Raw genomic sequence first — 14,702 nt, 5'->3', positions numbered from 1 at the left:
GAGCGGCTTCGGGATCGCCTTGCCGCTTCCTTTGTTTGATCCGAACGGCAAGGATGGTCAGCCGATCGTCATCAAATTCGCATTGCCGCCCGCCGCGGCCGTGTTCACGCTCACCGAGCGCTCGGTCAGCAGGCGCTCGAGCGCGTAGTCTTCCGCGTCGCCGTTCTCGAACGCGCCCGCCGACACGCCCTGCACCGACACGATCGGGCCCGGCCGCTGCGCGACGTCCTTCACGAGCGTCTGCAGTTCGTCGCTGTCGCCTTCGAACAGCACCGCGTCGAACGGCGCGTCGGCCTGCTTGCGCACGGCGGCATGCGCCTTCAGCGCAGCCGGCAGCGCGGCGACCAGCGCCTCGCCCGCCGCGCCGACGAACAGCGCGCGGTTGCCCGTCGCCAACACCGCCGCGAACTGCGCGCGCGCGCCGCCCGGCGTGGCCGCGACACACAGCACCGTGCCGCGCGGGCCGAGTGTATACGTGTTTCGCTCGCCCGTCGGCCCGGTCAGCACTGCGGTCGCACCGGCCGGCACCTGCGCCAGATAGCCGTCGCAACGTGCGGCCAGCGCCGGCTCGCGCTGCTCGATCAGCCAGTCGCGCAGCGCGGTGAGCGCCGCCGCCGGGTTGCTGCGCTGTTCGCCGTCAACCGCGCCGTCCGCGATCAGCGTCTGCGCGAGCGAACGCGGCAGGCCCGACGGACGCGTCGCGAGCAGGCGCTGCAGGTACAGCGCGCCGCCGGCCTTCGGGCCCGTGCCCGACAGCCCTTCGCCGCCGAACGGCTGCACGCCGACCACCGCGCCGATCACGTTGCGGTTCACGTAGATGTTGCCGACGTGCGCGTTCGAGATCACGTGCGCGATGGTCTCGTCGATCCGCGTGTGGATGCCGAGCGTCAGGCCGTAACCCGTCGCGCGGATCTGCTCGAGCAGCTTGTCGAGCTGGCTGCGGCGATAGCGCACGACGTGCAGCACCGGGCCGAACACTTCACGCTTCAACTCGTCGATGCTGCCGATCTCGATCAGCGTCGGCGGCACGAACGTGCCGTGCGCGCAGGCTTCAGGCGACGAGAGCTGCGTGACCGCGTGGCCCTTCTCCTTCATCGCCGCGACGTGCGTGTCGATCGTCTGCTTCGCTTCGCCGTCGATCACCGGGCCGACGTCGGTCGACAGACGGTCCGGGTTGCCGAGCGCCAGCTCGTGCATCGCGCCCTTGAGCATCGTCAACGTGCGGTCCGCGACGTCGTCCTGCAGACACAGAACGCGCAGCGCCGAACACCGTTGACCGGCCGAGTCGAACGACGACTGCATCACGTCCGCGACGACCTGCTCCGCGAGCGCCGACGAGTCGACGATCATCGCGTTCTGGCCGCCCGTTTCCGCGATCAGCGGAATCGGCTTGCCGTCCGGGTCGAGGCGCGCGGACAGCGTCTTGTTGATCAGGCGCGCGACTTCGGTCGAGCCGGTGAACATCACCGCGCGCGTGCGCGGATCGGCGACCAGCGCCGCGCCGACGGTCTCGCCCGTGCCCGGCAGCAGCTGCACCGCGCCGGCCGGCACGCCGGCCTCGCGCAGCAGGCGCACGGCCTGGGCGGCGATCAGCGGCGTCTGTTCGGCCGGCTTCGCAAGCACCGTGTTGCCGGCCGCAAGCGCGGCGGCCACCTGGCCCATGAAGATCGCGAGCGGGAAGTTCCACGGGCTGATACAGACCACGGGGCCGAGCGGACGGTGCGTGTCGTTCGAGAATTCGTCACGGATCTGCGCCGCGTAGTAGCGCAGGAAGTCGACGGCTTCGCGAATTTCGGCGATCGCGTTCGGCAGCGACTTGCCGGCTTCGCGCACGATCAGGCCCATCAGCGTGTGCATCTGCGCTTCGAGCAGGTCGGCCGCGCGCACCAGGCAGTCGGCGCGCGCATCGACCGGCGTCGCCTGCCAGATCGGCGCGGCAGCCACCGCGTGCGCGAGCGCCGCGCTCACGTGTTCGGCCGTCGCTTCGCTGACGGTGCCGACCAGGTCGCGCTGATCGGCCGGGTTGCGCACGTCGCGCGCCGGGGCGTCGGCGAGCGCGTCGTCGGCGAGCATCGGCGCCGCGCGCCACGGATGGTGCGCGCTCGCGAGCAGCGCGGACGACAGCGACGCGAGACGATGTTCGTTCGACAGGTCGAGGCCCATCGAGTTGGGACGCTCGTCGCCGTACAGGTTGCGCGGCAGCGGGATCTTCGCGTGCGGCGCGCCGAGCGGCACGACCTTCGACGCCTCGTCGACCGGATCGGCGACCAGTTCCTTCACCGACACGGTTTTATCCGCGATGCGGTTCACGAACGACGTGTTCGCGCCGTTCTCCAGCAGGCGGCGCACGAGGTACGCGAGCAGCGTTTCATGCGTGCCGACCGGCGCGTACACGCGGCACGGACGGTTCAGCTTGTCGCGGCCCGTGACTTCCTCGTACAGCGGCTCGCCCATCCCGTGCAGGCACTGGAATTCGTACTGGCCGGGGTAGTAGTTCTGGCCGGCCAGGTGATAGATCGCGGCCAGCGTGTACGCGTTGTGCGTCGCGAACTGCGGGTAGACGGCGTCAGGCGCCGCGAGCAGCTTCTTCGCGCACGCGAGGTACGACACGTCCGTGTAGATCTTGCGCGTGTAGACCGGATAGCCTTCGAGGCCGTCGACCTGCGCACGCTTGATTTCGGTATCCCAGTACGCGCCCTTGACGAGACGGATCATCAGGCGGTGACGGCTGCGGCGCGCGAGGTCGATCAGGTAGTCGATCACGAACGGGCAGCGCTTCTGATAGCCCTGCACGACGAAGCCGATGCCGTTCCAGCCCGCGAGTTCCGGGTCGAAGCACAGCGCTTCCAGCAGGTCGAGCGACAGTTCGAGACGGTCGGCTTCTTCCGCGTCGATGTTCAGACCGATGTCGTAGCGGCGCGCGAGCAGCGCGAGCGCGCGCACGCGCGGCAGCAGCTCGCTCATCGTGCGGTCCTGCTGCGAGCGCGAGTAGCGCGCGTGCAGCGCCGACAGCTTGATCGAGATGCCCGGACCTTCGTAGATGCCGCGGCCGCCGGCCGCCTTGCCGATCGCGTGGATCGCCTGCTCGTACGATGCGTAGTAGCGTTGCGCGTCCTCTTCGGTCGTCGCCGCTTCGCCGAGCATGTCGTACGAGTAGCGGAAGCCGCGCGCTTCGTACTTGCGGCTGTTCGCGAGCGCTTCGGAAATCGTCTCGCCGGTGACGAACTGCTCGCCCATCAGGCGCATCGCCATGTCGACGCCCTTGCGGATCAGCGGCTCGCCGCCGCGGCCGATCAGGCGCGTGAGCGCCGACGACAGGCCCGCTTCGCTGTTGGTCGTCACGAGCTTGCCGGTGATCATCAGGCCCCAGGTCGCCGCGTTCACGAACAGCGACGGCGCGTGGCCGACGTGCGAGCGCCAGTCGCCCTTGCTGATCTTGTCGCGGATCAACGCATCGCGGGTTGCGCGATCGGGAATGCGCAGCAGCGCTTCGGCTAGGCACATCAGCGCGACGCCTTCCTGGCTCGACAGCGAGAACTCGTGGATCAGCCCCTCGACGCCGCCGCCCGAGCTCTTCTCGCGCAGCGCCTCGACGAGCGTCGTCGCGAGCGCCTGCGCGTCGGCCTGCAGATTCGCGGGCAGGCGCGCCTGGCCCAGCAGGAACGGCACGCATTCCGGCTCGGGGCGACGATACGCGGCCGTGATCGCCGCGCGCAGCACCGATTGCGGCTGCACGTTCTGGGCGAACTCGAGGAACGGATGCGGCGAGTTGTCGTCGTCGCCGTCCGTCGCCTGGCCGTCGGCAAGCTCCGTCACGCCGCTGCTGCCCGACAGTTCGGGCGGCAGCTGGCCGTGCTCGATCCGCTCGAGATACGCGAAGATCGCCTGCTTGATCAGCCAGTGGGGAGTGCGCTCGAGACGCGCTGCCGCGTCTTTCAGGCGCGAGCGGAGAAGGTCGTCGACTTTGACGCCGAGAGTCGTGCTTGCCATGGTGGGTTCGTGCGCCGGTGCGAGCCCGGCAATGTGGTGTGAGAGGATGCGCGAAATCCTACGGCACGCAATAAAAAGGTGCAACCGAATTGATGGATTGGTTGCACCCACAAGTTATTCAATATAATCAGCCACTTATGAGGTTGCAACCTAGGGGTTGCCCGTGGTCGGCGGATCGGTGTTTTCCCTGATCGGGTCAAGTTGGCGTACGTGGGCAACCCGCGGCGTGCACCACCAAGGGGAAAAGCGGGTTGCACTGTACGTGGCGGCGGGTCATGCAGGCGGGTGTGGGACGGGTCAGGAGGAGGATCGCGCGGTCGGTGGGTCGGTGGGTCGGTGGATCCGGCCGGCTCGGTATCGGCATGCGGCACGGCGGCCGCGCGCGCTCCGCTCAGATATCGAGCGGATCGACCTCGACGCTCCACCGCAGCACGCCCTTCAGCGCACGCAGTTCCGGCTGCCATGCGCGCAGCGCGTGCTGCAGTGCCGCCCGCGACGCGCTTTCGAGCAGCAACTGCGCGCGGTGGACGTTCGCGACCTTGACGATCGTCATCGGCACCGCGTCGTAGACGGTCACGCGATCGGCGCCCGGCAGCCCCGGCAACGCGGCCGCGGCCTGCAGCAGGAACGCGAGCGCCGCGTCGAGCGTGCGTCCTTCGGCGCGCAGCAGCGCCTGGTAGACGAACGGCGGCAGGTGCGCGTCGCGGCGCTCGCCGAGCGTCGAATTCGCGAAGCCGACGTAATCCTGCCGGCCGAGCGCGTGATACAGCGCGTGACGCGGATAGCGCGTCTGCACGAGCACCTCGCCCGGCAGTCCGGCGCGCCCCGCGCGGCCGCTCACCTGCATCAGCTGCGCGAACAGCCGCTCGCTCGCGCGGAAGTCGTGCGAGAACAGCGCGGTGTCGGCATTGAGCACGCCGACGAGCGATACGCGCTGGAAGTCGTGCCCCTTCGCGATCATCTGCGTGCCGACCAGGATGTCGACTTCACCGGCGTGCACGTCCGAGAACAGCGCCTGCGCACTGCCCTTGCGTCGCGTGCTGTCCGCGTCGATCCGCAGTATCCGTGCGCCCGGCACCGCCTCGGCGAGCGCCTCCTCGATACGCTGCGTGCCGCGCCCGAGCGGCGCGATATCGACGTTCCCGCATTCCGGGCACGACCGCGGAATGCGCGCTTCCCAGCCGCAGTGATGACAGCGCAGTGCATGTTCGGGCTTGTGCAGCACGACGTAGGCGCTGCAGCGCGGGCAACCGGCGACCCAGCCGCATGCGTCGCACGCGAGCTGCGGCGCGTAACCGCGCCGATTCAGGAACACGAGGCTCTGTTCGCCGCGCTCGAGCCGCGCCTTCAACGCCGCGACGAGCGGCCCCGACAGCCCGCCCATCGACGCGCGCCCGCGCCGCCGCTCCTCTTCGAGATCGATCAGCCGCACGGTCGGCAGCGTCGCGTCGGCCACCGCGCGGCGCGACAGCGTGAGCCGCGTGTAGCGGCCCTGATCGGCCTGCCACCAGCTCTCGAGCGACGGCGTCGCCGAACCGAGCACGACCGGAATGCCGAGATGCTTCGCGCGCCACACGGCAAGATCGCGCGCCGAATAGCGCAGCCCTTCCTGCTGCTTGTACGCGGGTTCGTGCTCCTCGTCGACGACGATCAGTGCGAGCGTCGGCAGTGACGCGAGCACCGCGAGCCGCGTGCCGAGCACGATCCGCGCGCGGCCCGTGTGTGCGGCGAGCCAGTTGCGCGCCCGCTCGCCCTCGGCGAGTCCGCTGTGCAGCGTGACGATCGCGTCGTCGGCGAGCGTGCCCGCGAAGCGTGCGCGGAACGCGGCCTCGAACTGCGGTGTCAGGTTGATTTCGGGCACGAGCACGAGCGCCTGCGCGTCGGGCCGCGCATCGAGCAACGCGGCGAGCGCATGCAGATAGACCTCGGTCTTGCCGCTCCCGGTCACGCCATGCAGCAGGAACGGCGCGAAACCGTGCGCGGCGCGGATCGCGTCGAGCGCCTCCGCCTGCTGGTCGGTGAGCGCCGGCGGCACAGTTCGTCCACTGGTTGTCGACAGGTTATCCACAGCTTTGGGCACAGGCGCGTCGGCCCAGCCGATTTCCTCGACGGCGACCCAGCCGCGCGCCGCCCAGTCGTCGAGCGTGGCGGCCGCCTTCGGATGCAACGCACGCGCATCGGGCAACGTCATCGAATCGGTGTCGGCGAGTGCCTGCGCGAGCCGCCGCAGCGCGGCCCCGCGCGCCGGCAGTGCGTCGGGCAATGCCGCGCGACCGGCTTCGGTCAGGCGGTGGCGCACCTCGGGTGCCAGCAGACGCCCCCAGCGCTCCGCGTCGCGCAGCGCCTGCGGCAACGCCGGCAGCGCAACTTCGCCGCGACCGCGCTGGTAGTAATCGGCCGCGAACGACACCAGCGCGAGCCAATCCGGCGCGAGCGGCGGCAGCTCGGTACAAATCGCGTCGATCGCCCGCAACCGGGACGGCGGCACGTCGGTGTGAGTCGTCACTTCGCAGACGAGACCGACAACCTGCCGCTTGCCGAACGGCACCTGCACCAAGGTACCGGGCTCGGGCGCCGGCTGGACGTCGCAGCGGTAGTCGAACAGGGTGGCGAGCGGATGGTCGAGGGCGACCCTGAGGTAAGTGCCGTCCATCACCGCGCTCCGGCGACAATGCGAGGCGCACCGACGACTTGCACCCGGGCCCGCGCCACGGTGGCGAACTTAAAGTAAAACTTCAGATTCGGCGCTAAGTTTTGGATTCGCATTAGGAATCGCCGTATACCCTGACCAGCCTGTGGATAACTTTGTTGAGAACTCGCCGTTCAACAGCCGCGAAGCGCGCGGGGCCGTGCTTTCCGCTGTTTTCGGCCGCCCTCGACCGCGCCCCGCGGAGCCTTATTCCATAAGGCTGCTATTCAAATTACGAAACCATAGCGAGACAATTCGACCGATACAGAGCTCTACCGCGCTGCAACGTGGAAAATGTGTATAAGTCAAGTCTTGACAAGCCTTGAATCGGCAACCGGTGCGGGGTTGCGCCCTGTTTAGCGCCGACAGCGAAACGCCGTCACCCCGCAGTGCAGCATGACACCACTTGCGCTCAGCCCGCCGCTCCGCTACGGATCTTGCGGCTGTGGGTGTGCACTTCGTCGACGAGTTCGGCGACGTGGTCGGGCGACGTGAACTGCGAAATGCCGTGGCCGAGGTTGAATACGTGCCCCGGATGATTGCCGTAGCTGTCGAGCACCGCTCGCGCCTGCTCGCGCACCACGGCCGGCGGCGCAAACAGGATCGTCGGGTCGAGGTTGCCCTGTAGCGCGACGCGTCCGGCGACGCGTTCGCGCGCGGCGCCGAGATTGACGGTCCAGTCGAGGCCGACCGCGTCGACGCCGGTCGCCGCGATTTCCTCGAGCCACAGCCCGCCGCCCTTCGTGAACGTGATCACCGGCACGCGCTCGCCGTCGTGCTCACGCTTCAGCTGCGCGACCACGCGACGGATGTAGTCCAGCGAGAAGCGCTGGTATGCGCCGTCCGCCAGCGCGCCGCCCCACGTATCGAAAATCATCACGGCCTGCGCGCCGGCTTCGATCTGCGCGTTCAGGTAAGCGGCCACAGCCTGCGCGTTCACGTCGAGGATCCGGTGCATCAGGTCGGGGCGCGAATACGCCATCGACTTCACCGTGCGGAAATCGTCCGACCCGCCGCCTTCGACCATGTAGCACGCGAGCGTCCACGGGCTGCCCGAGAAGCCGATCAGCGGCACGCGCTGGCGGCCCTGGCCGTCGGTCAGCGCGCGGCGGATCTCGCGCACGGCGCCCGTCACGTAGCCGAGCGTCTCCTCGATGTCCGGCACCGCGAGCTTCGCGACGTCGGCCTCGGTGCGCACCGGATGCGCGAACTTCGGCCCTTCGCCGACCTGGAAGTCGAGGCCGAGACCCATCGCGTCGGGGATCGTCAGGATGTCCGAGAACAGGATCGCGGCGTCGAGCGGGAAGCGCTCGAGCGGCTGAAGCGTCACTTCGGTCGCGTAGTCGGGATTCTTCGCGAGGCCGAGGAAGCTGCCGGCGCGCGCGCGCGTCGCGTTGTATTCGGGCAGATAGCGGCCGGCCTGACGCATCAGCCAGATCGGCGTGTAGTCGGTCGGCTCGCGCAGAAGCGCACGCAGGAAGGTGTCGTTGAGCAGGGTATGGGCCACGGTAGGAGCGACGATGCGAAGGCAAAGCGGCATTTTACCGGAGCGCGGCCGCACGGCCGCGTATGCCGATGCGATGGCGGCCATATGACGCGCGCGATGGCTCCGTTATGATCGGACGCTGATATCGAACCGAACGAAGGAGGAGACCGATGAAGACATTCGCCACGCTGGCCACGCTCACCGCTGCCATGCTTTGCTGCGCCGCCGCGCACGCGCAGGGTACGACCACGACGGCGGCCCCGACCGCCACAGCCATCGGCTCGCGGCTCGACGACGTGGTCGCACGCGGCACGCTGCGCGTGTGCACGACGGGCGACTACAAGCCGTATTCGTACCACCGGACGGACGGCCGTTTCGAGGGCATCGACATCGACATGGCCGAGTCGCTCGCGAAATCGCTCGGCGTGAAGGCCGACTTCGTGAAGACGAGCTGGTCGAACCTCACCAACGACTTCGTCGCGAAGTGCGATATCGCGGTGGGCGGCGTGTCGACGACTCTTGAGCGCCAGAAGCGCGTGTTCTTCACGCAGCCATACGTGGTCGACGGCAAGACGCCGATCGTGCGCTGCGCGGACGCCGACAAGTACCAGACCGTCGCGCAGATCGACCGGCCCGAGACCCGCGTGATCGTGAACCCAGGCGGCACCAACGAGCGCTTCGCGAAGCAGTTCTTCACGCATGCGAACCTGAGCGTCTATCCGGACAACGTGACGATCTTCAAGCAGATCCTCGCGGGCAAGGCGGACGTCATGGTGACGGATGCATCCGAGACGCTGCTGCAGCAAAAGCTGAATCCGGGCCTGTGCTCCGTGCATCCGGACAAGCCGTTCCAGTTCGGCGAAAAGGCGTACATGGTGCCGCGCGGCGACGTCGTGTTCCAGCAGTACGTCGACCAGTGGCTGCACCTGACGCTGTCGTCCGGCGAATACCAGGCGATCTCCGACAAGTGGCTGAAGTGAGCATGAGCGCTCGCGGAACAAGCGGCCGATAACCGGCAGAGACCCCGTTATTGCCGCCGGCCGGGCGCACCGCCGGTACACATCGGCGTGGCGCCCGGCCGGCGTGAAATCGCGAATGGCCGACTATCGCGTGCCCCAATCACGTTTCAAAATCTTTCCGACGAATGATTCGTCAGATGCGGTATCTGCCGCGCGGTGCGCATTCCGGCGTGTAAATCGGCAATTCACCGGCGCCGATACGCATGAAAAACGCATTACGCGCACCCGATGAAAACTCTGCGGAAAAGATGGGTAAATATGACCTTTTTCAGGACCCCGAAAACAGCAAAAAATCCCGGAAAGCCTTATCTGGCGGGCGTTACAACCTGAAACACTTTGTTACCGCGAGGGGTCATTAATTCGCCCACAATGGCCTCAACGGTTTCAACACGGATGCGGTCTCGTGTGCCAAGTGTGAGCGGACGCGAAGCGCTGCGAGCCAGTCGGTCACGTACCGAAGCCCTTCCGAGGGGCATCCCTGTTGGAGTCGTTTCCGGCCCCCGCCGGACTCGGTTTCATCTTTGGTCTCCTCGCGCTAACCCCGTAGCGTGTGGTTTTTAGCGGGCTAATAAGCCCGCTTTTTTTCGTCCATCGAAAACGCAACAGCCCGCAGGCCGTCGCGTTTGCCCCGCCGCCGGGCCGCTCGGTCTTTTCAAGCGGTCTTCTGCACGTCGAGCTTCAGTTCGTCGATCATCCGTTCGCGCATCACGAACTTCTGCACCTTGCCCGTCACCGTCATCGGCAGCTCGTCAACGAAGCGGATGTAGCGCGGAATCTTGTAGTGCGCGATCTGGCCACTGCAGAACGCGCGCACGTCATCCTCGGTCATGTGCTCGTCCGCGCGCAGCACGATCCACGCGCACAGCTCCTCGCCGTATTTCGCGTCGGGCACGCCGAACACCTGCGCGCTCTGAATCTTCGGATGCCTGAACAGGAATTCCTCGATCTCGCGCGGATACACGTTCTCGCCGCCGCGAATCACCATGTCCTTCAGCCGGCCGACGATGTTGCAGTAGCCGTCGGCGTCGAGCGTCGCGAGGTCGCCCGTATGCATCCAGCCGTCGACCAGCACCTCGCGTGTCTTCGCGTCGTCGTCCCAGTAGCCGAGCATCACCGAATAGCCCTTCGTGCACAGCTCGCCGGTCGCGCCGACCGGCACGATCTCGCCGTTCGGGTCGACGATCTTCACCTCCAGGTGCGGCTGGATGCGGCCGACCGTCGTCGTGCGCTTCTCGAGCGGATCATCGGTCGAGCTCTGGAACGATACGGGGCTCGTCTCCGTCATCCCGTACGCGATCGTGATCTCAGACAAATGCATCTGCGACACGACGCGCTTCATCGTCTCGATCGGGCATGGCGAGCCGGCCATGATCCCGGTGCGCAGCGTCGACAGGTCGAACTTCGCGAACTCCGGATGATCGAGCTCGGCGATGAACATCGTCGGCACGCCGTGCAGCGCGGTGCAGCGCTCGTCGGCGACGGCCGCGAGCGTCGCGACCGGATCGAACGCCTCGCCGGGGAACACCATCGCCGCGCCCTTCGACACGCACGCGAGCACGGCCAGCACCATCCCGAAGCAGTGATATAGCGGCACCGGGATGCAGAGCGAATCCTGCTCGGTGAAACGCATCGCCATCGCGATCGAGCGCGCGTTGTTGACGACGTTGCGGTGCGTGAGCGTCGCGCCCTTCGGGCTGCCGGTCGTGCCGCTCGTGAACTGGATGTTGATCGGATCGGTGGCCGCGAGCGTCGCGCCGATGGCGTCGAGCCGCACGACGTCGAGCGTGTCGCGGCCGCGCGCCATCACGTCCGCGAAGCGGAACATGCCGGCCGGCGCGACCTCGCCCATCGACACGACCGTGCGCAGGCTCGGCACGCGCGCCGCATGCAGGTCGCCCGGCGTCGCGCTCGCGAGTTCCGGCGCGATGGTCTGCAGCATCTCGACGTACGCCGATGTCTTGAAGCGCTCGGCCGCGATCACGGCCTTGCAGCCGACCTTGTTCAGCGCGTATTCGAGTTCCGCGAGCCGATAGGCCGGGTTGATGTTGACGAGGACCGCGCCGATGCGCGCGGTCGCGAACTGCGTGAGCAGCCATTCGCTGCGGTTCGGCGACCAGATGCCGACGCAATCGCCCTTCACGATCCCGAGCGCGGCCAGGCCCGCCGCGAGCACGTCGACCTCGTGCGCGAACGCGCGCCAGGTCCAGCGCACCTGCTGTTCGCGGAACACGACGGCCGGGCGATCGGGAAAGCGGCCCGCCGTGTCGAGCAGGAAGCGGCTGATCGTCGCGTCGGATAGCGGCACGTCGGTCGCGCCGCGCACGTACGACAGTCCGTTTTCGGGCGCGATCAGCGCCCCCTTGCCAAGGTCTGCTGCCATCGATGTCTCCGTCCGTTTTTGTCTGATCGGCCCGGCGCGCGGCTGACGCGCACGCCTGCTCCGCCGCGATCGCGGCGGACTGCCTCTGCCCGGATGATGCCGCGCTCTGCTGACGACACTCTGACATCAAATCGCGGCGGGCGGATGAAATAGCACGACCGGACGATACGATCCGGCCCGCAAAAAAACAGATGAAAACGACGGACGAAAAAAAAGCAGCCCGAAGGCTGCTTTCTTTCGCGGGATACGCGCGCGCGGCTCAGTGCCGGCTGCGAATCTTCGCCAGACGCTGGATCGCTTCGAGCTGCGCCATCGCGGTCGCGAGCTCGGATTGCGCCTTTGCGAGGTCGAGGTCCGACTTCGCGTTCTGCAGCGTTTCCTCGGCACGCTTGCGCGCTTCCTCGGCTTTCGCCGCGTCGAGGTCCTTGCCGCGGATCGCGGTATCGGCGAGCACCGTCACGGCGCCCGGCTGCACTTCGAGAATGCCGCCTGCGACGAACACGAATTCGTCGTTGCCGCCCTCGACTTCGATGCGCACCGCACCCGGACGAATCCGCGTGATCAGCGGCGTGTGACCCGGCAGAATACCCAGCTCACCCGTTTCGCCCGGCAGCGCGACGAATTTCGCCTCGCCCGAGAAGATCTGCTCTTCCGCGCTGACGACGTCTACTTTGATGGTTGCCATATCGACTCCTGGTTGAGCGTATTACGTGGGCGCCCGTCCGTGAAAAGATGCCATCGAGACATTTTTCACGAACGCACGGGCGCCCGCTGCGTTACACCCGACCTTTACTGGATCTTCTTGGCCTTTTCGAAGGCTTCGTCGATCGTGCCGACCATGTAGAACGCCTGTTCCGGCAGGTGGTCGCACTCGCCGTCGACGATCATCTTGAAGCCACGGATCGTTTCCTTCAGCGGCACGTACTTGCCCGGCGAGCCCGTGAACACTTCAGCGACGTGGAACGGCTGCGACAGGAAACGCTGGATCTTACGAGCGCGCGCGACCGACAGCTTGTCTTCCGGCGACAGTTCGTCCATGCCCAGAATCGCGATGATGTCGCGCAGTTCCTTGTAGCGCTGCAGCGTCTGCTGAACGCGACGGGTGATCGAGTAGTGCTCTTCACCGATCACGTTCGGGTCGATCTGGCGCGACGTCGAGTCGAGCGGGTCGACCGCCGGGTAGATACCCAGCGAAGCGATGTCACGCGACAGAACGACGGTTGCGTCCAAGTGGCCGAAGGTGGTTGCCGGCGACGGGTCGGTCAAGTCGTCCGCAGGGACGTACACGGCCTGAACCGACGTAATCGAGCCCTTCTTGGTCGACGTGATGCGCTCTTGCAGCTTGCCCATTTCTTCAGCCAGCGTCGGCTGATAGCCCACTGCCGACGGCATACGGCCGAGCAGTGCCGACACTTCGGTACCGGCCAGCGTGAAACGGTAGATGTTGTCGACGAAGAACAGCACGTCGAGGCCTTCGTCACGGAAGTGCTCGGCCATCGTCAGGCCGGTCAGCGCGACGCGCAGACGGTTGCCCGGCGGCTCGTTCATCTGGCCGTACACCAGCGCGACCTTGTCGAGAACGTTCGAGTCCTTCATTTCGTGGTAGAAATCGTTCCCTTCACGGGTACGCTCGCCCACGCCCGCGAACACGGAGTAACCGCCGTGTTCCTTCGCGATGTTGTTGATGAGCTCCATCATGTTGACGGTCTTGCCCACGCCGGCGCCGCCGAACAGGCCAACCTTGCCGCCCTTCGCGAACGGGCAGATCAGGTCGATGACCTTGATACCCGTTTCGAGCAGTTCGGTCGACGGCGACAGTTCGTCGAACGCCGGAGCCTTCTGGTGGATCGAACGCGTCGTTTCGCTTTCGATCGGGCCGGCTTCGTCGATCGGACGGCCGAGCACGTCCATGATACGACCGAGGGTCGGCTTGCCGACCGGCACCGAAATCGGCTTGCTCGTGTTCTTCACGGTCAGGCCGCGGCGCAGGCCGTCGGATGCACCCAGACAAATGGTACGGACCACGCCGTCGCCCAGCTGCTGCTGGACTTCGAGCGTCAGTTCCGAGCCATCGAGAATGAGCGCGTCGTAGATCTTCGGCATGCTGTCGCGCGGGAATTCCACGTCGATAACGGCGCCGATGCACTGTACGATCTTGCCTTCTACCAAAGCAGCAGTACTCATCGCTTTTCCTTTAAATACCTGATTCTTTACTCGCGCAAAGGCGCAGTTGTCGTCCCGGGCGCGCGCTTAAACAGCGGCTGCGCCGCCGACGATCTCCGACAGTTCTTTCGTAATCGCGGCCTGGCGGCTCTTGTTGTACACGAGCTGCAGTTCGCTGATCACCGTCTTCGCGTTGTCGGACGCGGCCTTCATCGCGACCATCCGCGCCGATTGCTCGGACGCCATGTTCTCCGCGACGGCCTGGTACACCAGCGCCTCGACGTAACGCACGAGCAGTTCGTCGACGACTGCCTGCGCGTCCGGCTCGTAGATGTAGTCCCACGACGTGGCCGGCGTACCGTCATCGGCTTCGAAGTGTTCCGACGACAGCGGCAGCAGCTGCTCGATCACGGCTTCCTGCTTCATCGTGTTGACGAAGCGCGTGTAAGCGATATAAACCGCCGACAGCTTGCCTTCCGAGTACAGATCGAGCTGCGTCTTCACGGCGCCGATCAGCTTGTCCAGATGCGGGGTGTCGCCGAGGTGCACGACCTGCGACATCACCTTCGCGCCGAAGCGGTTCAGGAACCCGAGGCCCTTGCCGCCGATCGCGGTGGCTTCGACCTTCTGGCCCTTCTCTTCCAGCTCCTTGAACTTCTGCACCGTCGCACGCAGCACGTTGGTGTTCAGACCGCCGCAAAGACCCTTGTCCGTCGTGACGAGGATGATGCCGGCCGTCTTCGCGCCGTCGTTTGCCACCATGAACGGGTGGCGGTACTCCGGGTTCGCGCGGCTCATGTGCGCGGCGATGGCACGGACCTTGTCTGCATACGGACGAGCGGCGCGCATGCGTTCCTGCGCGCGACGCATCTTCGATGCGGCCACCATCTCCATCGCCTTCGTGATCTTGCGCGTGTTCTGCACGCTCTTGATCTTGCCGCGAATTTCCTTCATTCCAGCCATAGCTTGCTCCTT

The 14,702-nt window shown here is 66.6% G+C and carries 8 protein-coding genes; 1 reads left to right on the top strand and 7 read right to left on the bottom strand.

The features are described from left to right. Positions 1–57: 57 nt before the first annotated feature. The 3 genes from putA to hemE form a co-directional block, all read right to left on the bottom strand. Complete coding sequence (gene putA / locus WS87_RS01575; protein ID WP_059814512.1) at positions 58–3,990, bottom strand: trifunctional transcriptional regulator/proline dehydrogenase/L-glutamate gamma-semialdehyde dehydrogenase; 3,933 nt, start codon at positions 3,988–3,990, stop codon at positions 58–60. Between the two features lie 391 nt (positions 3,991–4,381). After that, positions 4,382–6,643 (bottom strand): primosomal protein N', encoded by a 2,262-nt coding sequence (locus WS87_RS01570; protein ID WP_059814515.1) that lies wholly within the window; start codon positions 6,641–6,643, stop codon positions 4,382–4,384. 448 nt (positions 6,644–7,091) lie between these two features. Then, positions 7,092–8,186 carry a uroporphyrinogen decarboxylase gene (gene hemE / locus WS87_RS01565; RefSeq protein WP_279610106.1) on the bottom strand — a complete coding sequence of 365 codons (1,095 nt, stop codon included), beginning with the start codon at positions 8,184–8,186 and terminating at the stop codon, positions 7,092–7,094. A gap of 149 nt (positions 8,187–8,335) precedes the next feature. Here hemE and WS87_RS01560 point away from each other — a divergent pair, with 149 nt between their 5' ends. Continuing rightward, entirely contained in the window at positions 8,336–9,145 is an 810-nt protein-coding gene (locus WS87_RS01560) for a transporter substrate-binding domain-containing protein (protein WP_059814518.1), read from the top strand. A gap of 691 nt (positions 9,146–9,836) precedes the next feature. On the opposite strand, the gene WS87_RS01550 is transcribed toward WS87_RS01560, so the two are convergent. The 4 genes from WS87_RS01550 to atpG form a co-directional block, all read right to left on the bottom strand. After that, entirely contained in the window at positions 9,837–11,564 is a 1,728-nt protein-coding gene (locus WS87_RS01550; RefSeq protein WP_059814521.1) for an AMP-binding protein, read from the bottom strand. Between the two features lie 259 nt (positions 11,565–11,823). Beyond that, the gene (locus WS87_RS01545; RefSeq protein WP_006477288.1) at positions 11,824–12,249 is read right to left on the bottom strand and encodes a F0F1 ATP synthase subunit epsilon; all 426 of its coding nucleotides are present in this window, start codon (positions 12,247–12,249) and stop codon (positions 11,824–11,826) included. Positions 12,250–12,353: 104 nt separating this feature from the next. After that, positions 12,354–13,748, bottom strand: a complete 1,395-nt coding sequence (atpD, locus tag WS87_RS01540; RefSeq protein WP_044845237.1) for a F0F1 ATP synthase subunit beta — start codon at positions 13,746–13,748, stop codon at positions 12,354–12,356. Between the two features lie 66 nt (positions 13,749–13,814). Then, entirely contained in the window at positions 13,815–14,690 is an 876-nt protein-coding gene (atpG, locus tag WS87_RS01535; protein WP_034188170.1) for a F0F1 ATP synthase subunit gamma, read from the bottom strand. Positions 14,691–14,702: the final 12 nt, after the last annotated feature.

Origin of the sequence: Burkholderia sp. MSMB0856, assembly GCF_001524645.2 — a bacterium.
Classification (GTDB): Bacteria; Pseudomonadota; Gammaproteobacteria; order Burkholderiales; family Burkholderiaceae; genus Burkholderia; species Burkholderia diffusa.
Note: the sequence above shows the minus strand (reverse complement) of the source record. Positions and strands in the feature narration are given on the sequence as shown.

Coding starts and splice junctions, on each gene's coding strand:
- WS87_RS01550 (WP_059814521.1), bottom strand. CDS start 11,564: ATGGCAGCAGACCTTGGCAAGGGGGCGCTGATCGCGCCCGAAAACGGA.
- atpD (WP_044845237.1), bottom strand. CDS start 13,748: ATGAGTACTGCTGCTTTGGTAGAAGGCAAGATCGTACAGTGCATCGGC.
- WS87_RS01560 (WP_059814518.1), top strand. CDS start 8,336: ATGAAGACATTCGCCACGCTGGCCACGCTCACCGCTGCCATGCTTTGC.
- putA (WP_059814512.1), bottom strand. CDS start 3,990: ATGGCAAGCACGACTCTCGGCGTCAAAGTCGACGACCTTCTCCGCTCG.
- atpG (WP_034188170.1), bottom strand. CDS start 14,690: ATGGCTGGAATGAAGGAAATTCGCGGCAAGATCAAGAGCGTGCAGAAC.
- WS87_RS01570 (WP_059814515.1), bottom strand. CDS start 6,643: ATGGACGGCACTTACCTCAGGGTCGCCCTCGACCATCCGCTCGCCACC.
- WS87_RS01545 (WP_006477288.1), bottom strand. CDS start 12,249: ATGGCAACCATCAAAGTAGACGTCGTCAGCGCGGAAGAGCAGATCTTC.